This is a genomic window from Mycobacterium sp. UM_CSW (assembly GCF_000455205.1).
Taxonomy (GTDB): Bacteria; Actinomycetota; Actinomycetes; order Mycobacteriales; family Mycobacteriaceae; genus Mycobacterium.
On record NZ_AUWQ01000055.1, the window covers coordinates 115,710 to 139,504 of the forward strand.

The window sequence follows — 23,795 nt, forward strand, 5'->3', positions numbered from 1 at the left end:
GCTTGTCACACCGGCCCGATACCGTCATGACGTGGCCCATGCGCGATCCCAATACCGCTGCTCGGAATGCCAGCACGTCACCGCCAAATGGGTGGGCCGCTGCCTGGAATGCGGCACCTGGGGCACCGTCGACGAGGTGCCGGCGCTCGCCGCGGTGGGTGGACGCGCCAGGCGTCCCGCGGGGGCGGCTTCGCGGGCCGTTCCGATCAGTTCCATCGAGCCGACCGCCAGCCACCACCGCTCGACGGGCATAGGAGAACTCGACCGCGTGCTCGGGGGCGGCGTGGTGCCCGGCTCCGTCACGCTGCTGGCCGGTGATCCCGGCGTGGGCAAGTCGACGCTGTTGCTCAAGGTCGCCCACCGCTGGGCTCAGTCGGGCCGGCGCGCGCTGTACATCTCCGGTGAGGAGTCCGCCGGCCAGATCCGGCTGCGCGCCGACCGGATCGACTGCGGCAGTGACGAGGTGTACCTGGCCGCCGAGTCCGACGTGCACACGGTGCTCGAACACATCGCCACGGTCCGACCCGCGCTGGTGATCGTGGACTCGGTGCAGACCATGTCCACCACCGAGGCCGACGGCGTCCCCGGCGGGGTCACGCAGGTGCGCGCGGTGACCGCGGCGCTCACCGCGGCCGCCAAGGCCAACGGCGTCGCGATGATCCTGGTCGGCCACGTCACCAAGGACGGCGCCATCGCCGGGCCGCGCTCCCTGGAACACCTCGTCGACGTGGTGCTGCACTTCGAGGGCGACCGCAGCGGCACGCTGCGGATGGTCCGGGGCATCAAGAACCGGTTCGGCGCGGCCGACGAGGTCGGCTGCTTCACCCTGCACGACAACGGAATCGAGGGCGTCGCCGACCCGTCGCACCTTTTCCTGGATCAGCGGCCGGCGCCCGTCTCCGGCACCGCGATCACGGTGACGCTGGACGGCAAGCGGCCGCTGATCGGCGAGGTCCAGGCGCTGCTGGCGACACCGGGGGGCGGCTCGCCGCGCCGAGCCGTCAGCGGCATCGACCACTCCCGTGCCGCGATGATCACCGCGGTGCTGGAGAAGCACGGCAGGCTGGCCGTCGCCATGAACGACATCTACCTGTCCACCGTGGGCGGCATGCGATTGACCGACCCGTCCTCGGATCTCGCCGTCGCGATGGCGCTGGCCTCGGCGTACTCCGACCTGCCGTTGCCGACGACGGCGGTGATGATCGGTGAGGTGGGGCTGGCGGGCGACCTGCGGCGGGTCAGCGGCATGGAACGACGGCTGGGTGAAGCCGTGCGTCAGGGATTCAGCATCGCCCTCATCCCCGACGGCGACGACCCGCGCCGCGAGATAGTGCCGGATGGGATGCGAGCGCTGCGGGCGCCAACCATCGACGCGGCGCTGCGACACATGAAAGCCATCGCCCGGCGCGGCACTGGCTGGACGCATAACGCAGTCGGGCCGCACAATGACACGCTGTGACCCGTCCGACACTGCGTGAGACCGTCGCCCGCCTGGCGCCGGGCACCGGGCTGCGGGACGGCCTGGAGCGCATCCTGCGCGGCCGCACGGGGGCGCTGATCGTGCTGGGCAATGACGAGAACGTCGAGGCCATCTGCGACGGCGGCTTCGCCCTCGACGTCCGCTACGCGCCGACGCGGCTGCGCGAGCTGTCCAAGATGGACGGCGCCGTCGTGCTGTCCACCGACGGCAGCCGCATCGTCCGGGCCAACGTGCAGCTGGTTCCGGACCCGTCGATACCGACCGACGAGTCGGGAACCCGGCACCGCTCGGCGGAGCGGGCCGCGATCCAGACCGGCTACCCGGTGATCTCGGTCAGCCACTCGATGAACATCGTCACCGTCTACGTCGACGGCGAGCGCCACGTGGTGGCCGATTCGGCCACCATCCTGTCGCGGGCCAACCAGGCCATCGCGACGCTGGAGCGGTACAAGACCCGGCTCGACGAGGTCAGCAGGCAGCTGTCCCGGATGGAGATCGAGGACTTCGTCACCCTGCGCGACGTGATGACGGTGGTGCAGCGGCTCGAGTTGGTCCGGCGCATCGGGCTGGTGATCGACTACGACTGCGTCGAGCTCGGCACCGACGGGCGGCAGCTGCGGCTGCAGCTCGAGGAGTTGCTGGGCGGTAACGACCTGGCCCGCGAGCTGATCGTGCGCGACTACCACGCCAGCCCCGAGCCGCTGTCCGAGGCGCAGATGACCGCGACCCTGGACGAGCTGGACGCCCTGTCGGATACCGAATTGCTCGACTTCACTTCGCTGGCAAAGGTTTTCGGCTACCCGACGACGACCGAGGCGCAGGACTCGGCGCTCAGCCCGCGCGGCTACCGCGCGATGGCGGGGATCCCGCGGCTGCAGTTCGCCCACGCGGACTTGCTGGTCCGGACCTTCGGAACGCTGCAGGGCCTGCTGGCGGCCAGCGCCAACGACCTGCAATCGGTCGACGGCATCGGCACGATGTGGGCCCGCCACGTGCGGGAGGGGTTGTCGCAACTGGCGGAGTCGACGATCGCCGACCCGCTCACCTGAGCTCGGTCAGCCCGCGGGAGACGGGCCCGGGGCGGCCCCCGGCGGCCCCTCCGGCGGCGGCGCCATGGCCGGCTGACCCGGCTGACCCGGCACCGGCCCAGGCGGCGGTGGCGGCTGATTCAGGATGAACGGCACCGGCATCGAGCGCAGGTTGCCCAGCTGCACGACGAGGTTGTAGGTCCCGGCCCCGATCGCGGGCCGCGGCAGCGGGCAGTGCGGCGCCGACCCCATGCCGGTCCACGTCACCGCCGTCGTCACCTGCTCGCCCGGCGTGAAGGTCTTCACCAGGGTCTCGTTGGACGGCGCACAGTCGAGGTTCGACCACAGCCGCTTGTTGTCCAGCGAGTACACGTAGGCCGCCAGCACCGCGGCCCCGACGTCGCGCTTGCAGGCAACCAGGCCGATGTTGGTGACGACCATGGTGAACTTCGGCTGGTCGCCGATGAAGTATTGGGGCGCGTTGGTCAGGCCCTTGACGGCCAGCGTCGAATCGGGGCAGTCATCGCCCTCCTTCAGCACCGGCGGCGGCTGCACCGCGGCGGTGGGCGTGACCGACTCGGGGTTCTGTCCCGGCGGCGCCACCGGGGTGACGCCCTCCTGCCCCGCGGGGGGAGGCGCCTGGGCCGGCGGTGCGGCCGGCTTGCTCTCGGCAGTGCCCGGCTTGCCCACGCTGGCGGGTTTGGCGCCGGTGCTGTGGCTCATGAAGGCGATGATCGTGGCGACCACGACCCCGATCACGACGACCGCGATGCCCAGGGCCAGGCCCCTGCGCCGCCAATAGATCTCGGTGGGTAGCGGGCCACGCGGTTCCAGATCCAGCACGATCACACCGTAGGCCCAGGTCACGCCAATTTGTTATATCCGGCCCGGCGTGTCGCGATGTTTGCTGGCCGACCGCCGTGCTAGTGGGCACCTTTCAGCGTGCGCCCTGGGCGTTGCGCGTGCGGCCAGGGTGACGACACGCCGAGGCACTGCACCGCCAGCGCAGTCTCAACGCCGCCGCCGCACACAAAATGCCGGCGGGTCGCGGAATCCCGCGGTTATTCGCCGATATCCCCGACATGGTCGACCAGCGCCGCCTTGCCGTCGGCGAGGTGATAGGTGACGCCCGCGATGCCCACCGTGCCCGCGGCCACCCGCTCGGCGATGGCCGAGGAACGCGCGACGAGTTGTGCGAGCGTCTCTTTGACGTGGCGTTCCTCGAACTCGTCGACGCGGGTCAGGCCGTCGCGTCGGCCCATCAGGATCGACGGCGCGACCCGCTCCACGACGTCGCGCACGAAACCTGGGGGTATTGCGCCGTCCTGAATCGCCGCTAGGGCCGCCTTGACGGCGCCGCAGCTGTTGTGGCCGAGAACGACGATGAGCGGCACGTCGAGCACCGTCACCGCGAACTCGATGGAGCCGAGCACCGCGGAGTCGATGACCTGCCCGGCGGTGCGGACCACGAACATGTCGCCCAAACCCTGGTCGAAGATGAGCTCGGCGGCCACCCGGCTGTCCGAACAGCCGAACACGACCGCGGTGGGCTTTTGACCGGCGGCCAGGCTGGCGCGGTGATCGACGCTTTGGCTGGGATGCTGCGGCTTGCCGGCAACGAATCGCTCGTTACCCTCTTTGAGTGCTTTCCACGCGGTTATCGGGCTGGTGTTCGGCATGGCCCATATCATGCCGCACCCGCACATGAACGTCAGCCCGGGCGAGCTCATCGATTGGTACGAGCGGTCCCGCCGTGACTTGCCTTGGCGGGAGCCGGATGTCAGCGCGTGGCAGATCCTGGTCAGCGAGTTCATGCTGCAGCAGACACCGGTGACCCGGGTGCTGTCGATCTGGCCGGACTGGGTGCGGCGCTGGCCCACCGCGTCGGCGACCGCCGCGGCCAGCGCGGCCGATGTGCTGCGGGCGTGGGGCAAGCTCGGCTACCCGAGGCGCGCCAAAAACTTGCACGAATGCGCCACCGTCATCGCGCGCGACCACGGCGACGTGGTCCCCGACGACATCGAAGTGCTGCTGACGCTGCCCGGCGTCGGCAGCTACACCGCGCGCGCCGTCGCGTGCTTCGCCTACCGTCGACCGGTGCCGGTGGTCGACACCAACGTGCGGCGCGTGATCGCCCGCGCCGTGCACGGCCTGGCCGACTCCGGGCCGCCGTCCGCGTCGCGCGACCACGCGGACGTCTCGGCATTGCTGCCCGATGACGAACGGGCGCCGACGTTTTCGGTGGCGCTCATGGAGTTGGGCGCGATCGTGTGCACCGCCCGGTCCCCGCGCTGCGGGCTGTGCCCGCTTGCCGAGTGCGCGTGGCGGCGCGCCGGCTATCCCCCCGCCCAAGGGCCGGCCCGCCGCGTCCAGACCTATGCGGGAACCGACCGCCAGGTGCGCGGACGATTGCTGGATGTGCTGCGCGCCAAGGACTCTCCCGTCACCCGGGCGGAACTCGACGTGGCCTGGCTGAGCGACACGCAGCAGCGTGACCGGGCGCTGGATTCGCTTCTTGCCGACGGACTGGTGACACGGACGGTCGACGGCCGGTTCGCGCTGCTGGGCGAGGGCTAGGGCCCTCAGAGGTCCTCAGAGATCATTGCCCGCGTACGACTGATTGAAGCTTTTGTTGACCAGCGGGAAGTCGGGGACGATGGTGTCGGCCATCGCGACGGGCAGCGCGGGCCAGTTGAACCAGGACGGGTCGACGATCTTCGCGCGCGTGATCCGGTCGGCGGCAGCGGTTTCGACGCGGTGCACGATGGTGCCGCGCCAGCCTTCGACGATGCCGATGCCACTTCGGGGCCCGTGTGAGGCGGGCGCGGCCTCGACGTATTCGATTGGGCCACTGTGCGACTCGATCAGATGACACGCCAGCTCGGCGCTCGCCGCGAACTCGTCACGCCGCACCGTGTAGCGGGCCAGCACGTCACCCGCGGTGACCCCGACCTCGCTGACGGGCAGCGCGGTTGTGGGATGTTCGATTCGCGCGTCGGTGCGCATACCGCTGGCGCGCGCCACATAGCCCAGACACCCGAGTGCCTCGGCGTCTTCCTTGCCCAGGACGGCCGTCCCGGCGAAGCGGTCGTACACCACGGCGTTGTGCAGCGTCAGCTCAGCGATCTCGGCGACGTCCGCGGCAATCCGCCGCAACGCGTTGGCATCCGGCAGCGCCCGCAGCGCGACCGCGCCCGGGCGGATCGCGCCGCGCAGCAGCCGATGTCCGGTGACGGACGCGTTGAGTCGCAACAGCTCCTCGCGCACGCGTTGCGCGTGCGCGTGGGCGATGCCGAAGCCGACGTCGTTGGCCAGCGCGCCCAGGTCCGCGGAGTGGTTGTACAGCCGTTCGAGTTCGACGAGCAGCGCCCGCAGTCGGTGCGCCTCGTCGGGAAGTTCAATCCCGAGCGCATCCTCGACGGCGAGGCAGTGGGCGAGCGCGTGCGCGGCGGAGGTGTCACCGCTGGCGCGTTCGGCCAAGTCGACCGCGCCGCCGCTTGGGCGGCCCTCGAAGAGCTTTTCCAGGCCCCGGTGGACGAACCACAGTCGGGCCTTGAGCCGCAGCACGGTTTCGCCGGCGACAGAGAAGCGGAAGTGACCGGGCTCGATCAACCCCGCGTGCACGGGACCCACCGGGATCTCGTACACCCCCGGCCCCTCGACAGTGACGAACGGAAAATGGCCGCTGCCATCGAATTTGGGGGCGGTGGGCGCGGCGCTGCGCATCGGATACCACTCCTCCGGCCAGTGGGCGTGGCGCACCAGCCGTCGCGGCTTGGGATGCCCGAGCGGCCGGATTCCGTACAGGTCCGCTATCTCGCGCTCGAACCGGCCGGCCACAAACGACAGATACGCCAGCGATCTGATCTCCGGATTATCCTTCGGGACAACGCATTCCAATTCGACGCGGCGATCGGGCCAGCCGGCCAGGAAGAGATAGACGACGCGAAAGGCGCCGCCGTCGTCGTGGGCGGCCATCAGGGCCAAACGAAAGCCCCTGTCCAGCAGCATTTCCGTCGTCTCCGCCAGATTGGGTTGGGATACCCGGTGACGCACCCAGTCACGGCTCATCGCGGGGCCCCGACCTCGCTGGCGGCGGTGGTGAACAAGCCGGTGAGCGGGCCCGCGGTGACACCGAGCGCCGCCGACGCGGCGACCCCGACGACCAACGCCGCCGCGACCGTCCGCGGCACCGTGATCGCCGGCGCGTCAGCGCGGCTGTCCCCCAACAGGACTCGGCCGAAGTTGCGCGCCAGCGCGGCGAAGGCGATCGCAACCAACAGCAGGCCCGCCCCAATGGCCCACGTGAGCCTGGCATCGGCGAGCGAGCGCACAATGGCCAACTCGCTGGCGAACATCGCGAACGGCGGCAGCCCGAGCAGCACGACCACACCGGCCGCGAGCGCTACACCGACCAGACGGGAGCGCCGCAACACGGCGCTCATGTCGGCGATCGCGGTGGAGCGGTGCGCGGCCTGCAGCTGGCCGCTCGCCAGGAAGAGGACCGTCTTGCCGATTCCGTGGGCCAGCACATGCAGCAGCAGCGCGGCGACGGCCAGCGTGGTTCCCGCGGCCGCGGCGATCGCGATCAGGCCCATGTTCTCCATCGAGGAGTAGGCGAGCATGCGCTTGAGGTCGGGGGTCACCGTCAGCATCAGGGCCGCCACCACCAGGGTGGCCAGCCCGATCACCAGTAGCCAGGACCGCATGAAGGTGGGCCCGGTGGCCGCGTCGATGATCGGCTTGAGTCGGATCAGCACCGAGAAGGCCACCGACAGCAGCACCCCGCTCATCAGCGCGGAAACCGGTGCCGGGGCCTGGCTGTGCGCGTCGGCCAACCAGGTGTGGAACGGAAACAGCCCGACCTTCGCGCCGTAGCCGATGAGCAGCAGTCCGCCCGCGAGCCGGGCGATGTCGGGATTCAGCGTGCCCGCATGCGCCGCCAGCACGTCGAGGTTCAGCGCGGCCGCGGCCGGCGCGCCGGCGTGCTCGGCCGCGTAATACAACAGCACCGTGCCGAGGAAGGCGACCGCGATTCCTACCGAGCAGATCACCACGTACTTCCACGTCGCCTCCAGCGCGCCACGGGTGCGGCGGTGCCCGACCAGGAAGGCGGTGATGACGGTGGTGGCTTCGACGGCGATCCAGATGACCCCGATGTTGTTGGCGCACACCGCCACCACCATCGCCGCCAGGAAGGCCGACGTCAGCGCGCCGTAGATTCGGGCGCCGCGCGCGTCGGTGTGGCCGTGCGCGAGCTCGGTGTCGAGGTAGCCGATGCTTGCCCAGGTAGCCAGTGCGGCAACGATTCCGATGACGATCAGCATGGTGACGGTGAGCGCGTCGACGCGCAGCAATCCGCCCAGCGCGAACTGCGTCCCCGATCCGACCCGCAACCCCAGCGCCGCACCGCATCCGAGCACCGTCATCGCCGACAAGGCGATCAGCGTCGCCGTCGCCCGGCGCCAGCCGGCGATCAGTGTGGCGACCGACGCGCCGACCGGCGCGAGGATCGCGGTGAGCAGCAGAGCGGTCATCAGTCGTGCAGCTCCTGCAGCCGGTCCAGGTCGGCACCCCCGAACGCACGAGACAGCCGACCGGTCAGCACGCCGATCACGATGACCGCGAACAGCACGTCCAGCGACGCGCCGAGCTCGACGATCATGGGCACCCCGGCCGTGAGCAGGAACGCGGTGGCGGCGATTCCGTTGTCCAGCATCAGGAATCCCGCCGCCTGCGAGACCGCATGGCGCCGTGTCACCATCACGAGCAGCGCGATGAGGACGACCGCGGTGGCGGCCGGGACGGCAGTCGTCGTGGCCGCCGGTTGCAAATTCACCAGCGGCCGGGTGGCCGCGAAGGCGGCCAGCGTCAGCGCGGCAGTTATCAGCAGTGACGTGGCGGTGTTCACGAGCGGGGTGGCTTCGCGATGCGACTGCGGTCCGGACCCGACGGCGCGGGACAGCAGCCGCGGCAACACCACGGCGCGCAACACGAAAACCGCGGCGCCGACACCGATCAGCGCGCCGTCGCCGTCGTACATTCCGCGCAGCACGGGGATGGCCGCCAGCGCTGCGCCCTGCATCGCCAGCAGGCGGACGATGGCGATCAGGTCGCGGCGCCACACGATCAGCACCGCGCCCAGGAGCAGTCCGCCGGCGGCGAGGTCGACGAGAACCGCGAAGTTATCGGGCGTCATGCCGGCACCGCGAAGAAGTTGGCGGCGACCACCGCGAGCAACGCCAGCAGGAAAGACCCGGAAAGCAACTCCGGGACCCGGAACAGCCGCAGCTTCGCGACGAAGACCTCGACGGTGGCCAGCAGCCCTGCGAGCACAGCGACCTTGGCCACCACCGCCGCCAGGCCGGCGAGCACGCCCAGCGCGGTGGGCTGGGTGCCGGCGATGCCCCACGGCGCGAACAGGTTCGCCAGCAGCGCCAAGAGCACGGTGAGTCGCATGCCGGCGGCCCACTCGACCAGCGCCAGCCGCGGCCCGGCGTATTCGAGGATCATCGCCTCGTGGACCATCGTCAGCTCGAGGTGGGTCGCCGGATTGTCCACCGGCAGCCGGCCGGTCTCGGCGACGATGACGATCACCAGCGCGGCGAACGCCAGCACCGCGGCCAGCGACACCACCTGCCCGGGATGGTCGATCGTATGTTCCACCAGGGCACCGAGATTGGCCGACCCCGCTGGCATCGACAGGGCGAAGACCGCCAGCAGGATGGTGGGCTCGACCAGCGCGGCGATGGTGATCTCGCGGCTGGCGCCCATGCCACCGAACGAGGTGCTGGTGTCAATGCCGGCCAGGGTCAGCGCGACTGTGCCCACGAACAGCAGGCCGACGACGGCGAACAAGTCGGCGCTAGCGTCCAGCGGCGAGCCGGTGGCGACTAGCGGCGCGATCGCGGCGATCAGCAACGCGGACCCGGCGACGACCGCCGGCGCGGCCGCGAACACCACCGTCGTGCCGCGCGGCGTGACCTGTTGCTTGCCAAGCTGTTTGACGATGTCCCGCCAGGGCTGCAGGAGGCCGCCCCCGACGCGGCCCTCCCAGCGCGCCCGTACCTGGCGGGTGAGGCCGACCACCAGCGGTGCCCCGGCCATCACGCCGCCGATCTGCGCGGCGCCCGCGACGTAGGACCAGACGTTCATCGGGCGACCACCAACACGGTCAGGACGCCCAGGGCACCGTACGCCAGATACAGGTGCACACTGCCGGTGTGGGCGCGCCGTACCAACACCGCCGCCGACGAAATCGCTTGGAGCACCGGCATGTAGAAACGCTCCTCGATCGCATCGCCGATGCTGCTGCGATAGGTGATCTTGTCGGCCAGGTACCGCGACCCGGCGTTGGGCACGACTTCGATGTTGGTGTCCGGGCGCAAGACGTCATCGAAGACGCGCTGCAGCGGCTCGGCGAACGACGTGGCGGTGTACTGCATGCGTGCCGTGAGATCCTCCGCGCCACAGGCCCATAGCGGCAACGTGGCGGGTTGGGGGCGCTGCGTCCGGCGCCACCGAGCCAGGACGGCGACGGTTAGCGCGGCCACGACGACACCGGCGGCGATCACGCCGGGAGCGATCGATCCCTGCAGGCCCGGGAGTCGCACCACGGCGCCGAGGTCGGTGAATTGCTCCGCCCGCGCCGCCGGCAGCGCGGCGACCGTCCGGCGCAGTGCGGGCGCGACGACCGAGGGCGCCACAGCGAGCACCACACAGGCGACCCCTGCGACGGCCATCCCCGCCAGCATGCTGCCCGGCGCTTCGCTGGCCTCGGCGGCCCGCGCCGAGCGCGGCCGGGCCAGGAATCCGATCCCGAACGCCTTGACCATCGCCGCCACGCCCAGGCCCGTAGTGAGCGCGACGGCGCCCACCGCCAGCGGCGTGGTCAGCGCCAACACCGTCACGTGTTGCGGGGCCGTGTGAATCAGCGACTGGACCAGCAGCCACTCGCTGACGAAGCCGGCACCCAGCGGCAGCCCGCACGCCCCGAGCGCCGCCACCCCGAACAGCGTGGTGGTCGCCGGCATCCGGCGGGCCAGACCGCCCAGCCGGTCGAGGTCGCGCAGCCCGGTCGCCGCCAGCACCGACCCCGCGGCCAGGAACCCGAGGCTCTTGAACGCCGCGTGCGCGATCAGGTGCAGCATGGCCGCGACCGCGGCGATCGTCGCCGGCCCGTTCGCACCGGCGGCAGCGAACAGGGTGGCCGCACCCAGCGCCAGCGCGATCAACCCGAGGTTCTCGGTGGTCGAATAGGCAAGCAGCCGTTTGAGATCCGTGGCCACCGAGGCCTGCACCACGCCGTAGAGCGCCGATACCCCGCCGACCAGCATCAGGGTGAGACCCCACCAGCGCGGACCCGGGCCGAGCAGCTGCATGTCGATACGGCAGATGCCGTAGACACCGAGGTTGACCATCGCCGCGCTCATCAGAGCCGACACCGGGCTGGGCGCCTCGGGATGGGCGCGCGGCAACCAGGCGTGCAGCGGCACCAGCCCGGCCTTGGACCCGAATCCCGCCACCGTCAAGACGAATACCGCGGTGCGCGCGCCCTGCGGTATGCGGTGCAGGTCGGCGAACCGGTCGGCGCCGCCGGCCGCGGACAGCACCATGAGCCCGACCAGGATCGCGACGAACCCCAACTGGGTCATCACCGCGTACGCCAATGCGGCCGAACGAACCTGTGGGCGAGTGTGTTCGGCCAGCACCAACACCAGCGACGCGAGCGCCATCAGTTCCCATGCCAACAGGAAGCTGGTGACCGACGCCGCCGCCGGTACCAGCAGCATCACCGCGACGAACAGCGGCAACACCGCCAGCGCCGTCCCGCCGAGATGCTCGCGGCGCGCATAACCGATCGTGTACGGCCCGACGACGACGGCGACCGCCCCAACGAGCGCGATGAAGAACCCGCCGAGCGGGTCGAGGCCCAGCTGCACCCCCGACAGCGGCAGCAACCATCCGATGCGCACGTCGCGCGCCGAACCGAACATCCCGATCGTGCCCGCCCATACCCCGCCGGCCCCGAGCAGTGACGTCAGCGCACCCGCGAGTGCGGGACGGAAGTCCCTGCGGGCCAAGAGGTTTGGCGCGGCCACCGGACGCGTCGCCAGTTCCGCGGTCACTTGCCGGTCACCGATCTGAGCGCCTCGACGATCTGACCCGGGGTCGGCGGGCAGCCCGGAATCTCGACGTCGACGGGCACCAGCTCACCCACCGCGCCGACCACGCCGTACGCGTTCGCAAAAACCCCGCGGTTCAGCGCGCAGTCCCCGCATGCGATCACCCGGCGCGGCAGCGGGGTGGCTTCGAGCGTCGCGGCCAACGGGCCCGCCATGTTGCGCGTCACGACGCCGGTCACCAGCAGCGCGTCGGCGTGGCGCGGGGAGGCCACCAACCGCGCACCAAACCGCTCGGCGTCGTAGACCGGTCCGAACGCCCCGGCGATCTCCACCTCGCATCCGTTGCAGGAACCCGCGTCGACGTGGCGGATCTGAAGCGAACCACGCACCCCGGCAAGCGGTTTCACCACCGGTCGCGGAGCGGGTGTAGCGGGTTCGGCGATCCGGCCGACCCGGAACGCTTTGCGGATCCAGCCCATGCGCTACCCCGCACCGCCGGCGCGCAGGTCCTCCAACACCGCCACGCGGTCGCTGAGCACCCCGGTGAGAACCTTGCGCGCAACCAACAGCAGCTCGGCGATGTCCGGCGAGGCGATCGAATAGATCATTGTGTTGCCGTCCCGGTGCGCGTCGACCACGCCCGCGCGGCGCAAAACGCCCAGCTGCTGCGACAGGTTCGACGACTCCAGGCCCACCTCGGGCAGCAGTTCGGCGACAGACTTATCCCCGGTGACGAGGAGCTCGAGAACCCTGATCCGCGCCGGGTGTCCCAATGTCTTGAAGAACTCGGCCTTGACCTTGTACAGCGGCACCGACACGGCAGCTCTCCTGAAGACTCCACGTTTCCTATATTCGAATGATTGAAGAATTTATCAAATTGTGCCGCGATCCGCACCGCGGGGTCCGGCTTCGGGCCCCGTCCGGGAGTGGGACGGCGAGCCGGAAGTGCCGGGCGTTATCCCACAAGCCCCTTCCCGCGCAACGCGACACGCCGCTCGGTCCGCGTTCCACGTCAGACTCATATCCGCGTCATACCCTGCCGATGTGCCCAGCGAGGAGGCCGGCCAGGGATCCCGCTTGCCGCCGGTGTCCCGGCGCGCGGTGCTCGGCGGCCTGAGCCTGCTGCCCCTGGCCGCCGCCATGGGGGGCGCCGTGCCCGTCGCGTCGGCCGACCCGGGCTACCGCTTCCTGACCCAGCACCAGGCCGCGGTGCTCGACGCCGCCACCCGCCGCCTGATCCCCGGGCCGCAGGACTGCCCGGTCGAGTTCGGTCCCGGGGCGCACGAGGCGAACGTTGTCAACTACCTGGACCGGATGCTGTCGGTCTTCGACGTCACGCCCGCCGACGTGCACGCCGGCGGGCCGTGGAGCAATCGCGCCGGCGGCTCGCAGGACTACATGGCCACCTTCGTGCCGCTCAACCGCGCCCAGGCCTACGCGTGGCAGCAGCGCCTGACGCAGCTGCGCGACCAATACAGCAGCGGCATCGCGTTACTCGACCAGCAGGCCGGCGGCGACTTCACCGCGATCCCGGGGGTGAAGCAAGACCTCATCCTGGCTCACGGTCCGGCGGCGACGTTCGCCGGCGTGCTGTTCGGTCACACCATCGAGGCGATGTACAGCGTCCCCGAGTACGGCGGCAACGCGAACCTGGTGGGCTGGAAGGACATCAAGTACCCCGGGGACTCGCAGCCGCGCGGATACACCCCCGCCGAGGTGGAGGCGGTTCAGTGGGACGTGGTCGTCCTCAGCGACATCATCAACCGCCTGCGCCGCGGTGGCTGGGAACAGGTCATCGGCAAACTGGGCGGAAGGGGCGGCGTGAGTGCCTAAGGCGGTCATCGTCGGCTCCGGCGCCGGCGGGTCGACGGTGGCGATGGAACTCGCCGAAAACGGTTGGGATGTGGTGATATTCGAGAAGGGATCGAATTACTTCACCAACCTGGATGGCACCGGTCCGCTCGGGACGACATTCGCCAACGACGAACTCAAGTCGCTGTACCGCTACTTCGAGCAGCCGGACCCGCTCGCCTACCCGCGCACCTATCGGCACAACGCCTCCCAGGCCGCCGGCTACGTCGGCCCGGTCAACGAGCTTCCGGTGACCGTCGGCGGCGGAACCGTGCACTGGGACGCCAAGGTGCCGCGGTTCTGGGACATCGACTTCAAGGGGCTGTCGATGCTCGGCCCGCAACCGGGCGCGGACGTGCAGGACTGGCCGTTCGAATACAGCGAGATCGCACCGTATTACGACATCGTCGAGGTGCTGCTCGGGACGCAGGGCGACGTCGGGACGATTCCCGCGCTCTCGTTGAAGCACGCGCCGCGCTCGCGGCAATATCCGATGCCGCCCGGACCGCAGCAGCGCTCGTCGACGCTGATCGCCAAGGGGGCCAAGCGAATCGGGCTTCATCCGTATCCGTTCCCGACCGCGATCAATTCGGTCGAGTACGACGGCCGCCCGGCGTGCAACAACTGCGGTTTCTGCAGCAACTACGGTTGCCCGATCTCGGCCCGGGTGGGCGCGCTCGCCCCGCTGCGGCTGGCGCTGCGGACCGGGCGGGCGCAGTTACGTCCCGAAACGACCGTCACCAAGGTGAATTTCGCCGGCCGGCGGGCCACCGGCGTCTCCTATCTCGACCCGCGGGGCAGCCCCGGCGGGGAAAGCGCGGACCTGGTGGTGCTCGCCGCGTCGGCGATCGAGACCGCGCGCCTGGCGCTGCTGTCCGGCCTGCCCGACGCCAGCGGGCGGATCGGCGCGCGGCTGATGTTCCACAACTTCGTCGACGGGTTCGGCATCTACCTCGACCAGCGAGTGCACGCCTACCGCGGCCGCTCGATCACGCAGTGCATGGAGGATTTCTGCGACCCCAACTTCCCCGGGGCCCGACTCGCGGCGAAGCTGGCCGGGCTGCCCTACATCCGCGGCGGCCTGTGCGAACTCGGCGGCAGCCAGGACCCGATCACCGAGGGCAAGTTCTACCAGGAGATCCTCGGATTCCTGCCCGGGGTGCAGCTGTTCGGCAGCCCGTTCAAGGACCTGATGCGCGCCTCGCTGCTGCGCGACCGGCTCGCCGGCGTGAACTTCATCGGCACCGATCTGCCGTACCTGACCAACAACGTCACCCTCGACCCGACGGTCACGGACCTCAACGGCCAACCGGTGGCTCGCGTGACCTGGGCGCCGGGCAGGCACGAGGCGGTGGCACAGACGTTCTACCTGGTGCCCATCACCGCGATGATGGCGGCGGCCGGCGCGCAGCTGTTCGCCGCCGTCCCGGACGGCCTGGAGCGAAAGTTGGGCGGCGGCACGCCGCCGAACACCAAGCACGTCATGGGCGGGATGCAGATGGGCGTGTCCCCGGCGACCAGCGTCGTCGACCCCAACGGGCGAATGCACCAGATGGACAACGTTTTTGTCGCCGACGGCAGCGTGTTCGTCACGTCCGGTTGCCAGAACCCGACCAACACGCTCATGGCGGTGGCGCTGCGCACCGCGCGCGGGATCACCGGCCGGCGGTGACCGCCAGAAACGACTCCACGGCCTCGCGATATACCTGCGGAGCCTCGTCGTGGATCAGGTGGCCGGCCTGCGGTACGTGCAGATATGTTGTCGGGGAAGGTGTTTCGGCCATCGCGCGCATCTGGCCCGGCGGGGTTACGGAGTTGCCGGCCTCGATCAGCAGCGCCGGGGCCCGCACGGCTGCCCACTGTGCCCAGTAGTCCCGGGTCCCCCATTCGGCCGCGATCTCGATCCAGCGCGGGGTGTGCCCGTGCAGGCGCCACCCGCGTTCGGTGCGGTCGAAGGCGTCCAGGAAATATTGCCCGGCGACGGGCCCGAACTCGTCGAATACTTGCTCGGCAGAGTCGAATTCGACCGGAAGGGCGTGCAGCCAGGGCTCCCACGGCCCGGTGGTGCGGCCGCGGAAGTCCGGCGCCATGTCCTCGATCACCAGCGCCGAGACCAGATCCGGGCGCTCCGCGGCGAGGCACCACGAGTGCAGGGCCCCCATCGAATGCCCGACCATCCTGGCCGCCGTTCCCAGGGAGCCGACCGCGTCGGCCAGATCGGCGACGAAGCGTTCGGTGCTGATCGGGTGTGGGTCGTCGACGTCACGGCCCCGGTGCCAGGGGGCGTCGTAGGTGTAGACGGTGCCCAACCGCGCCAGCCACGGCAGCTGGCGCGACCAGGTGGTGCCGCGGCCCATCAGGCCGTGCACCAGCACCAACGGCTCACCCCGGCCGCCGCGGCAGGTCAACAGGTCGCTGGGCATATCACCATCTTGCGTGGCCCGCCCGGGAGTCGGTTAAGGCGGGCGGCGCGGTAGCCTAGCGGAATGCCGCAAGTGGTGAAGATCAATGCAATCGAGGTGCCCGCAGATGCCGGCCCCGAGCTGGAGAAGCGGTTCGCCCACCGCGCGCACGCGGTGGACAACCAGCCCGGTTTCCTCGGCTTCCAGTTGCTGCGCCCGATCAAGGGCGAGAACCGCTACTTCGTGGTAACGCATTGGGAGTCCGAAGACGCCTTCCAGGCCTGGGCGAAGGGGCCCGCCATCGAGGCTCATGCCGGCGAGCGGGCCAACCCGGTGGCGACCGGGGCATCTTTGCTGGAATTCGAGGTCGTGATGGACGTTGCCGGCAGCAAGCAGGGTAATTAGCGACCGATCGGCTCGGCGCCGCGCGGCGGCGTTGGGCGCCGCGGCGGCGCTGGTGGTCACCCTGGCGCCGGGTTGCGCCCCCTCCCCCTCCCCGCAGGCGAACGCGGCGAACCCGGGCCGGCAGATCGACACCCGGACGCCTCCCGGCATCCGCGCGCAGCAGACGTTGGACATGCTGAACTCGGACTGGCCCATCGGCCCGGTCGGGGTGGGCACCCTGGCCGCGCCCGAGAAGGTCGAGTCGGTAGAGACCACCATGGAGGGGCTGTGGTGGGATCGCCCCTTCACCCTTGGCGCCGTCGACCTCGGCGCCAGTGTCGCCACCCTGCACCTGGTCACGTCGTACGGCGCACGGCAAGACATTCGGATACACACCGACGACGAGGGCCGGGTCGACCGGTTCGACGTCGACACCCAGCCGCCGAAGATCAACTCCTGGCGCGACGTCGACGCCGTGCTGAGCAAGACGGGCGCCCGCTACTCCTACCAGGCCGCCAAGGTCGACAACGGTCACTGTGACCCCGTCGCCGGCACCAACACCGCCGAATCACTACCGCTGGCATCGATTTTCAAGTTGTACGTGCTGCACGCGGTCGCGAGCGCCGTCCGAAACGGCACAGTGTCGTGGGACGATCAGCTCACCGTCACCGAGAAGGGCCGAGCGGTCGGCTCGTCTGGGTTGGAACTGCCTGTGGGGGCACAGGTTTCGGTGCGCACGGCCGCCGAGAAGATGATCGCCACCAGCGACAACATGGCCACCGACCTGCTGATCGGAAGACTGGGAACGCACGCCATCGAGGAGGCGCTGGCCACCGCGGGGCATCACGACCCGGGCAGCATGACGCCGTTCCCCACGATGTATGAGCTGTTCTCCGTCGGCTGGGGCAAACCGGATCTGCGGGACCAGTGGAAGCAGGGCTCCAAGCAGGTGCGCGCCCAGCTGCTGGCGCAGGCGGATTCGACTCCCTACCAACCGGATCCGGCCCATGCCCACACCCCGGCGTCGGCCTACGGCGCGGAGTGGTACGGCAGCGCCGAGGACATCTGCCGGGTGCACGTGGCGCTGCAAGCCGACGCGGTCGGCCCGGCCGCACCGGTCAGGCAGATCCTTTCCGCGGTGGCCGGCATCCAGTTGGACCGCAACATCTGGCCGTATATCGGCGCGAAAGCCGGTGGGCTGCCGGGGGATCTGACGTTCAGCTGGTACGCCGTCGACAAGAACCAGCAGCCGTGGGTGGTCAGCTTTCAGCTCAACTGGCCCCGCGATCACGGCCCCCGGGTGACCGGTTGGATGCTGCAGGTCGCCAGGCAGGCCTTCGCGCTGATCGCGCCCAAGTAGCCGGGTGAGCGCTCGCGAGTCGCTGCTGGACACCTTTCCGGGGCGGCTGTTCATCGAGGACATGCGCTCCCGCGGTGGGCTCGCCGTACCCGTAAGGCTGATCCGGGCCGCGACCTGGGCCATCAGCGGTTATCTCTACTCCGATCGCTACCTGGAGGTCGCGGACCTCGACGTGAACGATGCGGAGCTGCGCAGCTACGACGTCGCCGGCCTCGCGGCCCTCACGGGGCTGAACACCTTCGGCTCGCCGCAGATCCATCAGGGCGACCCGATCGGCGAATTGCGCGCACCCCGCATCGGCAATCGGGACCCGTTGAGCGCGTTGCCAGCCGGCGCGTTCTGGACCTCGACGCCGATCACGGAGGCCGAGGACACGTGGACGCTCTGCGGCGAGAATGTCAAGCCCGAAATGCCGCGCTGGGAAGTGCATTTCGACCTCGCCCGGGTTCGCGTGGCGCGGATCGATTCGGCCCGTGATTGGGCCGACTTGATCGACGCGAACAGCGTGATGGCGGGCGGCTGCGAGTACCCGGACTGGCCGGCGATCGCGGAGTCCTGGGATGCCGTACACCTGTCAGCGGCGGGACTGCTGCTGGCACATCCCAAGATCTCGACGAGCAGGTTCGGCTCTTATGTCGGCGTCGGGGAGTGGTCGACGGTCTCCACGGCGTGGCTGCGCGAACCACCGGACGTGGAGATCAGACCCGCAGGGGTTTGACCGAGGTCGATGAGTTCCGCCGCCCGGCCGAGTCTGTACTTGCAACTCGGAAGGCGGAGGAATCATGGGACGGCTGATTGTTTCGGCCTGTACGACGGTTGATCTGGTCATCGATCCGTTGGAGGGCTGGTTCGAACCCGACGGCGACCCGGACGGCATCGCACAATTGCGTGCCGCCGACGCGCTCGTACTGGGCCGCAAGACCTACGAAGGCCTCGCCAAATATTGGCCCGACGCGAGCGGTGGATACGCCGATCTGATCAATCCGATGCCGAAGTACGTCGCCTCACGGACATTGAGCGAGCCGCTGACGTGGAACTCGCAACTGCTCGGCGCCGACCTGGCCGCCGATGTGCGCGCCGCGAAGGCCCGCCACTCGGGCGACCTGATCGTCTACGGCTGCGGCGAATTGGCCTACGACCTAGCGCGTTTGGGTTTGGTCGACGAGGTGCGGTTCTGGATGTTCCCGTGGGTGTGGGGCGAGGGAACCCGAGCGTTCCAGGAGGGCAGCCCGCCGGTTCGGATGCAACTGCTCTCGACGGTGACGTACCCGTCGGGTGTCGTCAGGCTGGCCTACCAACCGCTGTCTATCCGCCAAGATCCGATTGAGTCAGGACATAGCGACTCGCGCAATCCGCATGACCTGGATAGCGGCTAGGAACTCACAAACGCAGCGTCCAGCGGCCGCTTCGGAAATGCAGCACGGTGCGACTGGCCGGCGCAATATCGATGCGCCAGAACGACTTCGGCGGTGCATCCAGGCCACGCAGGATGGCGGCGCGGATCACCGCGGGGTGCGTCACCGCCACCGCGGGCGACGCGTCGCCGGTCAGGGACTCCAGCCAACCGGCCACCCGATCCATCAGGGCGACGATCGACTCGCCGCCGTGCGGCGCGCCCGTCGGATCGGTCAGCCACGTCTCGAGATCGGCGGGGCCGACGGCGCGCAGGGTCTGCCCGCACCACCCGCCGCAATCGAGGTCGGCCAGCCGCGGCTCGACCGTGGCGTGCAGGCCCAGCAGCTGGGCGGTTTGGCAGGCGCGCCGCTCGGGTCCCGTGAGCTGGCGTGTGGTCCCATCCACCTCAAGGCGCCCAGCCTTTTTGGCCTGCCTGAGGCCGAGGCCGTTGAGGGGCTCGTCCGCGGGGAAGCGCCCGTCGGCCATGGCGTCGGTCATCGCGTGCGACACCAGGGTCAGGCGGACGACGTCGGTCATGTCGCGGCGCTCGGTTCCCGTCCGCTGTCGGCGCGCTCACCCAGCAGCCGGCCCGCCAGCGTCGCGAAGACCACACCGATGGCCGCCCACAACACCAATTGCGCCCCCAGCGAAAGGAGTCTGAATTCGTAGAGCACATCGGCCGGAAAGCCGGGATAGACGATCGCGCCCGAGGCGTCGCGCAACGGCGCCGGCGTCTCGTCGACGACAGGAAGCAGCACCGCCAGCACCGCGATCGCCAGCACATAGGCCAGCGCCGCGACCAGGCCCGCATTCCACGCGCCGAGCCCAGCGGCGAGCCGCCGGGCCAGCCACACCGCGGCGATCGTCAGCGCCACCGAGGCCGCCACCATCACCAGATACCAGCCGGTGCGGGCCCCGATCGTGTCCGCCTGACCGACCGCAGGCGGGTTCGGGGGGTACTTCAGGAACGGCACGAGGTATACCGCTACGAACGCGCCCGCCGCCAGCAGAGCCGAAAGCGGCCGCGGCCCAATGGCTCTCGCGCGCACGGCGACGACGCAAAACGCCACGGCGAACAGCGCCCCCATCGCGAGGCCGAAAATCAATACGCCGAAACCCAATCCGGCGTTGGCCTGCACGCCTCGGGTGAACAACTCGGCGCCGTGCTCGTGCACGCCATGAGCGTCCAGGGCGTCGCTTCGCCCGTCCTCAAAAGCAATCGCGCGGGCGATGACCGGCTCGGCGCACACGCGGGCGAAGAGGAAGGCCAGCACCGCGCCGACGGCCCCCGCGAGGAGACCGCGTGCGATCAGCCGCTTCTCCACGCTGCCGCGTCTATCCCGGTCTAATGGCAGGGGAAGCCGAGCAAATGGCGCGCGTCGTGGACCAACTCGTGCACATGGGAGTCGCTGCCGAACAGCGACACCGCGCCCTGATCGACCCCGACGAAGTACAGCGCCAAGAGCGCCAGGAAGGCGGTCGCCGCCAACCAGAGCGCGGCACTTGCCGCCGACAGATCGACCGCCCGAGTACGTGCACCGGCTTTCTCGAGATTTGCCACGGGTTCTCCTTCCGGGGATTGCGCGTCCCCGCTGCGGATGACGGGCTACGGGTCTGACTTTCGACAGTGGCGCGACCGTTCTGGAATTTCACCAGATTCCGTGTCCCGTCAGGACAGCTGTCAGTGTAGACCGCGCGTCAATGCTGGGGAGCCGCGGCGCCGTAGCCGAGCTGGCCGGCGGTGTACTTGGCACCCTCGGTGACCGGGACCGCCTGGACCGCCGTGCCGTAGGCGCAGATCTCGGTCCACACGTCGCCGATCTCGGTGGTGTCGAAGCGCATCGCGACGATTGCGTTGCCGCCCCGGTTGCGCGCTTCGGCGATCAGCCGTCCCATCGCCTCGTTCCGGCTGTCGGAGAGATTCTTGGTCATCCCCTGCAGCTCGCCGCCGAACATCGCCTTGAAGCCGGCACCCATCTGGGAGAACGCATTTCGCGAGCGAACGGTCAGCCCGAACACTTCGCCGCACACGCGCTGGATCTCCCAGCCCGGAAGGTCATTGGTTGTCACGATCAGCACGGCGAGTCCTTCTCTTGAGCAAACAAAAACGGGCGGTAGTCCCGTCAGAGACTAGCCGCCCGTTTTCGGTACTGACTACTGCGTTTCGGGAGCCGCGTGCGCTCCGGCCTTGGCCAGATCCGGCTCGGCCGGCGGCTTGCGGGTCCCGGTGAACGTGAACACCGCCTCCTCGCCGGCGCCTTCGCCGTCCCAGTTGTCCACGTCGACGGTGACGATCTGTCCGGGTCCGACCTCCTCGAAGAGAATCTTCTCCGAGAGCTGGTCCTCGATCTCGCGCTGGATGGTGCGCCGCAACGGACGCGCGCCCAGCACCGGGTCGAAGCCGCGCTTGGCCAGCAGCGACTTGGCCTTGTCGGTGAGCTCGAGGGCCATGTCCTTGCTCTTGAGCTGGCCCGCGACCCGGCCGATCATGAGGTCGACCATCCGGATGATCTCGTCCTTGGTCAGCTGGTGGAAGACGATGATGTCGTCGATGCGGTTGAGGAACTCCGGGCGGAAGTGCTTCTTCAGCTCGTCGTTGACCTTCTGCTTCATCCGCTCGTAGTTGTTCTCACCGCCACCCTGCGTGAAGCCCAGGCCGACCGGCTTCGAGATGTCGGACGTGCCCAGGTTGGACGTGAAGATCAGCACCGTGTTCTTGAAGTCCACCGTGCGGCCCTGACCGTCGGTGAGCCGGCCGTCCTCGAGGACCTGCAACAGGCTGTTGTAGATCTCCTGGTGGGCCTTCTCGATCTCGTCGAACAGCACGACCGAGAACGGCTTGCGCCGCACCTTCTCGGTGAGCTGGCCGCCCTCCTCGTAGCCGACGTATCCCGGCGGGGCGCCGAACAACCGCGACGCGGTGAACCGGTCGTGGAACTCGCCCATGTCGATCTGGATGAGCGCGTCGTCGTCGCCGAACAGGAAGTTGGCCAGCGCCTTGGACAGCTCGGTCTTACCGACACCGGACGGGCCGGCGAAGATGAACGAGCCCGACGGGCGCTTGGGGTCCTTCAGCCCGGCGCGGGTCCGGCGAATCGCCTTGGAGACGGCCTTGACGGCGTCCTCCTGGCCGATGATCCGCTTGTGCAGCTCGTCCTCCATGCGCAGCAGGCGCGTGGTCTCGGCCTCGGTGAGCTTGAACACCGGGATGCCGGTCCAGTTGCCGAGCACCTCGGCGATCTGCTCGTCATCGACCTCGGCGACCACGTCGAGATCGCCCGAGCGCCACTGCTTTTCGCGCTCGGCACGCTGGGCCACCAGTTGCTTCTCGCGATCGCGCAGGCTGGCCGCCTTCTCGAAGTCCTGGGCGTCGATCGCCGATTCCTTCTCGCGGCGCGCCTCGGCGATCTTCTCGTCGAACTCGCGCAGGTCTGGCGGCGCGGTCATTCGGCGGATCCGCATCCGCGCGCCCGCCTCGTCGATCAGGTCGATCGCCTTGTCCGGCAGGAACCGGTCGTTGATGTAGCGGTCGGCCAGCGTGGCGGCGGCCACGATCGCGCTGTCGCTGATCGACACCCGGTGGTGCGCCTCGTAGCGGTCGCGCAGGCCCTTGAGGATCTCGATGGTGTGCTCCACCGTCGGCTCCCCCACCTGCACGGGCTGGAAGCGGCGCTCCAGGGCGGCGTCCTTCTCGATGTACTTGCGGTACTCGTCGAGCGTGGTGGCGCCGATCGTCTGCAGCTCGCCGCGGGCCAGCTTGGGCTTGAGGATGCTCGCCGCGTCGATCGCGCCCTCCGCGGCACCGGCGCCCACCAGCGTGTGCAGCTCGTCGATGAACAGGATGATGTCGCCGCGGGTGTTGATCTCCTTGAGCACCTTCTTGAGGCGTTCCTCGAAGTCACCGCGGTAGCGGCTGCCCGCCACCAGCGAACCCAGGTCGAGCGTGTAGAGCTGCTTGTCCTTCAGCGTCTCCGGAACCTGGCCGTGCACGATGGCCTGCGCCAGGCCCTCGACGACGGCGGTCTTGCCGACGCCGGGCTCGCCGATCAGCACCGGGTTGTTCTTGGTGCGCCGGCTCAGCACCTGCATCACCCGCTCGATTTCCTTCTCGCGGCCGATGACCGGGTCCAGCTTGCCTTCCATCGCGGCGGCCGTCAGGTTGCGGCCGAACTGGTCGAGCACCAGCGACGTGGACGGGCTGCCGGACTCGCCGCCGCGGCCGCCGGTTCCGGCTTCCGCGGCTTCCTTGCCCTGGTAGCCGCTCAACAGCTGGATCACCTGCTGGCGCACCCGCGTCAGCTCCGCGCCCAGCTTGACCAGCACCTGGGCGGCCACGCCCTCACCCTCGCGGATCAGGCCGAGCAGAATGTGCTCGGTGCCGATGTAGTTGTGGCCCAGCTGCAGCGCCTCGCGCAGGCTCAGCTCGAGAACCTTCTTGGCGCGTGGTGTGAACGGGATGTGCCCCGACGGCGCCTGCTGGCCCTGGCCGATGATCTCCTCGACCTGGCTGCGAACGCCCTCGAGCGAGATGCCCAGGGACTCCAGCGACTTCGCCGCGACGCCCTCGCCCTCGTGAATCAAACCCAACAGGATGTGCTCGGTGCCGATGTAGTTGTGGTTGAGCATCCGGGCCTCTTCTTGCGCCAGGACGACGACCCTGCGGGCACGGTCGGTAAATCTTTCGAACATCGGTGCTTACCTGCTCTCCCTCACATCGGTACAGACCTCTTGATGGCCAATTGCCGGCCCCTGGGGGCCGGAACCGCGTAC

At 69.5% G+C, this 23,795-nt stretch carries 24 protein-coding genes; 9 read left to right on the plus strand and 15 right to left on the minus strand.

Annotated features, from left to right (window positions below; all coding sequences use genetic code 11):
• The first annotated feature begins 31 nt into the window (after window positions 1-31).
• Both radA and disA read left to right on the plus strand, forming a co-directional pair.
• Window positions 32-1,459, plus strand: coding sequence for a DNA repair protein RadA (gene radA, locus N415_RS19295; protein WP_068185473.1), 1,428 nt, complete (start codon window positions 32-34; stop codon window positions 1,457-1,459).
• Entirely contained in the window at window positions 1,456-2,529 is a 1,074-nt protein-coding gene (gene disA, locus N415_RS19300) for a DNA integrity scanning diadenylate cyclase DisA (RefSeq protein ID WP_067153236.1), read from the plus strand. Before radA ends, disA begins: the two co-directional genes overlap by 4 nt.
• A gap of 6 nt (window positions 2,530-2,535) precedes the next feature.
• Here disA and N415_RS19305 read toward each other — a convergent pair whose 3' ends face one another.
• Both N415_RS19305 and N415_RS19310 read right to left on the minus strand, forming a co-directional pair.
• Window positions 2,536-3,351, minus strand: a complete 816-nt coding sequence (locus N415_RS19305) for a hypothetical protein (protein WP_152531478.1) — start codon at window positions 3,349-3,351, stop codon at window positions 2,536-2,538.
• A gap of 218 nt (window positions 3,352-3,569) precedes the next feature.
• Entirely contained in the window at window positions 3,570-4,187 is a 618-nt protein-coding gene (locus N415_RS19310; RefSeq protein WP_068185480.1) for a carbonic anhydrase, read from the minus strand.
• Between N415_RS19310 and N415_RS19315 the strand changes: the two genes are divergently transcribed.
• On the plus strand, window positions 4,186-5,085 hold the full coding sequence (locus N415_RS19315) for an A/G-specific adenine glycosylase (protein WP_068185482.1): 900 nt from the start codon (window positions 4,186-4,188) through the stop codon (window positions 5,083-5,085). The two genes, N415_RS19310 and N415_RS19315, sit on opposite strands and share 2 nt — an antisense overlap.
• Window positions 5,086-5,100: 15 nt before the next feature.
• On the opposite strand, the gene N415_RS19320 is transcribed toward N415_RS19315, so the two are convergent.
• Genes N415_RS19320 through N415_RS19350 form a run of 7 tightly spaced genes read right to left on the minus strand, consistent with a single transcriptional unit; the run spans window position 5,101 to window position 12,451 of the window.
• Window positions 5,101-6,579 carry an NADH-quinone oxidoreductase subunit C gene (locus N415_RS19320; RefSeq protein ID WP_068185485.1) on the minus strand — a complete coding sequence of 493 codons (1,479 nt, stop codon included), beginning with the start codon at window positions 6,577-6,579 and terminating at the stop codon, window positions 5,101-5,103.
• On the minus strand, window positions 6,576-8,045 hold the full coding sequence (locus N415_RS19325) for a proton-conducting transporter membrane subunit (RefSeq protein WP_068185487.1): 1,470 nt from the start codon (window positions 8,043-8,045) through the stop codon (window positions 6,576-6,578). The genes N415_RS19320 and N415_RS19325 overlap by 4 nt, the downstream gene beginning before the upstream one ends.
• Window positions 8,045-8,707, minus strand: a complete 663-nt coding sequence (locus N415_RS19330; RefSeq protein WP_068185490.1) for a hypothetical protein — start codon at window positions 8,705-8,707, stop codon at window positions 8,045-8,047. The genes N415_RS19325 and N415_RS19330 overlap by 1 nt, the downstream gene beginning before the upstream one ends.
• Window positions 8,704-9,663 (minus strand): NADH-quinone oxidoreductase subunit H, encoded by a 960-nt coding sequence (locus N415_RS19335; protein ID WP_068185495.1) that lies wholly within the window; start codon window positions 9,661-9,663, stop codon window positions 8,704-8,706. Before N415_RS19335 ends, N415_RS19330 begins: the two co-directional genes overlap by 4 nt.
• Window positions 9,660-11,591, minus strand: coding sequence for a proton-conducting transporter membrane subunit (locus tag N415_RS19340; protein WP_239645618.1), 1,932 nt, complete (start codon window positions 11,589-11,591; stop codon window positions 9,660-9,662). Before N415_RS19340 ends, N415_RS19335 begins: the two co-directional genes overlap by 4 nt.
• A 41-nt stretch (window positions 11,592-11,632) precedes the next feature.
• Window positions 11,633-12,112 (minus strand): NADH-quinone oxidoreductase subunit B family protein, encoded by a 480-nt coding sequence (locus N415_RS19345; protein ID WP_068185499.1) that lies wholly within the window; start codon window positions 12,110-12,112, stop codon window positions 11,633-11,635.
• A 3-nt stretch (window positions 12,113-12,115) separates the two neighbouring features.
• Window positions 12,116-12,451, minus strand: coding sequence for a lsr2/espR transcriptional regulator (locus tag N415_RS19350; RefSeq protein ID WP_068105752.1), 336 nt, complete (start codon window positions 12,449-12,451; stop codon window positions 12,116-12,118).
• 226 nt (window positions 12,452-12,677) lie between these two features.
• Here N415_RS19350 and N415_RS19355 point away from each other — a divergent pair, with 226 nt between their 5' ends.
• Window positions 12,678-13,466: a gluconate 2-dehydrogenase subunit 3 family protein gene (locus tag N415_RS19355; protein WP_068185502.1), complete on the plus strand. Its 789-nt coding sequence runs from the start codon at window positions 12,678-12,680 to the stop codon at window positions 13,464-13,466.
• Window positions 13,459-15,156: a GMC family oxidoreductase gene (locus tag N415_RS19360; protein WP_068185505.1), complete on the plus strand. Its 1,698-nt coding sequence runs from the start codon at window positions 13,459-13,461 to the stop codon at window positions 15,154-15,156. The genes N415_RS19355 and N415_RS19360 overlap by 8 nt, the downstream gene beginning before the upstream one ends.
• On the opposite strand, the gene N415_RS19365 is transcribed toward N415_RS19360, so the two are convergent.
• Window positions 15,140-15,907: an alpha/beta hydrolase gene (locus tag N415_RS19365; RefSeq protein ID WP_068185508.1), complete on the minus strand. Its 768-nt coding sequence runs from the start codon at window positions 15,905-15,907 to the stop codon at window positions 15,140-15,142. The genes N415_RS19360 and N415_RS19365 overlap by 17 nt on opposite strands.
• 63 nt (window positions 15,908-15,970) lie before the next feature.
• On the opposite strand from N415_RS19365, the gene mhuD reads away from it, so the two are divergent.
• From mhuD to N415_RS19385, 4 genes are all read left to right on the plus strand, one after another.
• Window positions 15,971-16,291 (plus strand): mycobilin-forming heme oxygenase MhuD, encoded by a 321-nt coding sequence (mhuD, locus tag N415_RS19370; RefSeq protein WP_067153222.1) that lies wholly within the window; start codon window positions 15,971-15,973, stop codon window positions 16,289-16,291.
• On the plus strand, window positions 16,266-17,630 hold the full coding sequence (locus tag N415_RS19375; RefSeq protein ID WP_068185511.1) for a serine hydrolase: 1,365 nt from the start codon (window positions 16,266-16,268) through the stop codon (window positions 17,628-17,630). The genes mhuD and N415_RS19375 overlap by 26 nt, the downstream gene beginning before the upstream one ends.
• Before the next feature lie 4 nt (window positions 17,631-17,634).
• Window positions 17,635-18,348: a hypothetical protein gene (locus N415_RS19380; protein WP_068185515.1), complete on the plus strand. Its 714-nt coding sequence runs from the start codon at window positions 17,635-17,637 to the stop codon at window positions 18,346-18,348.
• A 64-nt stretch (window positions 18,349-18,412) separates the two neighbouring features.
• The gene (locus tag N415_RS19385; RefSeq protein ID WP_068185518.1) at window positions 18,413-19,006 is read left to right on the plus strand and encodes a dihydrofolate reductase family protein; all 594 of its coding nucleotides are present in this window, start codon (window positions 18,413-18,415) and stop codon (window positions 19,004-19,006) included.
• A gap of 4 nt (window positions 19,007-19,010) precedes the next feature.
• Here the strand turns inward: N415_RS19385 and N415_RS19390 are convergent, their stop codons facing one another.
• The 5 genes from N415_RS19390 to clpC1 form a co-directional block, all read right to left on the minus strand.
• Window positions 19,011-19,562 (minus strand): histidine phosphatase family protein, encoded by a 552-nt coding sequence (locus tag N415_RS19390; protein ID WP_068185526.1) that lies wholly within the window; start codon window positions 19,560-19,562, stop codon window positions 19,011-19,013.
• On the minus strand, window positions 19,559-20,350 hold the full coding sequence (locus N415_RS19395) for a CbtA family protein (protein ID WP_068185528.1): 792 nt from the start codon (window positions 20,348-20,350) through the stop codon (window positions 19,559-19,561). The genes N415_RS19390 and N415_RS19395 overlap by 4 nt, the downstream gene beginning before the upstream one ends.
• Window positions 20,351-20,370: 20 nt before the next feature.
• The gene (locus N415_RS19400; RefSeq protein WP_068185530.1) at window positions 20,371-20,586 is read right to left on the minus strand and encodes a CbtB-domain containing protein; all 216 of its coding nucleotides are present in this window, start codon (window positions 20,584-20,586) and stop codon (window positions 20,371-20,373) included.
• 137 nt (window positions 20,587-20,723) lie between these two features.
• Window positions 20,724-21,104 (minus strand): YbjQ family protein, encoded by a 381-nt coding sequence (locus N415_RS19405; protein WP_068131246.1) that lies wholly within the window; start codon window positions 21,102-21,104, stop codon window positions 20,724-20,726.
• A gap of 75 nt (window positions 21,105-21,179) precedes the next feature.
• Window positions 21,180-23,714 (minus strand): ATP-dependent protease ATP-binding subunit ClpC, encoded by a 2,535-nt coding sequence (clpC1, locus tag N415_RS19410; RefSeq protein WP_068100041.1) that lies wholly within the window; start codon window positions 23,712-23,714, stop codon window positions 21,180-21,182.
• Between the last annotated feature and the right edge of the window lie 81 nt (window positions 23,715-23,795).

Coding starts and splice junctions, on each gene's coding strand:
- N415_RS19315 (WP_068185482.1), top strand. CDS start 4,186: ATGGCCCATATCATGCCGCACCCGCACATGAACGTCAGCCCGGGCGAG.
- N415_RS19310 (WP_068185480.1), bottom strand. CDS start 4,187: ATGCCGAACACCAGCCCGATAACCGCGTGGAAAGCACTCAAAGAGGGT.
- N415_RS19320 (WP_068185485.1), bottom strand. CDS start 6,579: ATGAGCCGTGACTGGGTGCGTCACCGGGTATCCCAACCCAATCTGGCG.
- N415_RS19325 (WP_068185487.1), bottom strand. CDS start 8,045: ATGACCGCTCTGCTGCTCACCGCGATCCTCGCGCCGGTCGGCGCGTCG.
- N415_RS19330 (WP_068185490.1), bottom strand. CDS start 8,707: ATGACGCCCGATAACTTCGCGGTTCTCGTCGACCTCGCCGCCGGCGGA.
- N415_RS19335 (WP_068185495.1), bottom strand. CDS start 9,663: ATGAACGTCTGGTCCTACGTCGCGGGCGCCGCGCAGATCGGCGGCGTG.
- N415_RS19345 (WP_068185499.1), bottom strand. CDS start 12,112: ATGGGCTGGATCCGCAAAGCGTTCCGGGTCGGCCGGATCGCCGAACCC.
- N415_RS19365 (WP_068185508.1), bottom strand. CDS start 15,907: ATGCCCAGCGACCTGTTGACCTGCCGCGGCGGCCGGGGTGAGCCGTTG.
- mhuD (WP_067153222.1), top strand. CDS start 15,971: ATGCCGCAAGTGGTGAAGATCAATGCAATCGAGGTGCCCGCAGATGCC.
- N415_RS19385 (WP_068185518.1), top strand. CDS start 18,413: ATGGGACGGCTGATTGTTTCGGCCTGTACGACGGTTGATCTGGTCATC.
- N415_RS19390 (WP_068185526.1), bottom strand. CDS start 19,562: ATGACCGACGTCGTCCGCCTGACCCTGGTGTCGCACGCGATGACCGAC.
- clpC1 (WP_068100041.1), bottom strand. CDS start 23,714: ATGTTCGAAAGATTTACCGACCGTGCCCGCAGGGTCGTCGTCCTGGCG.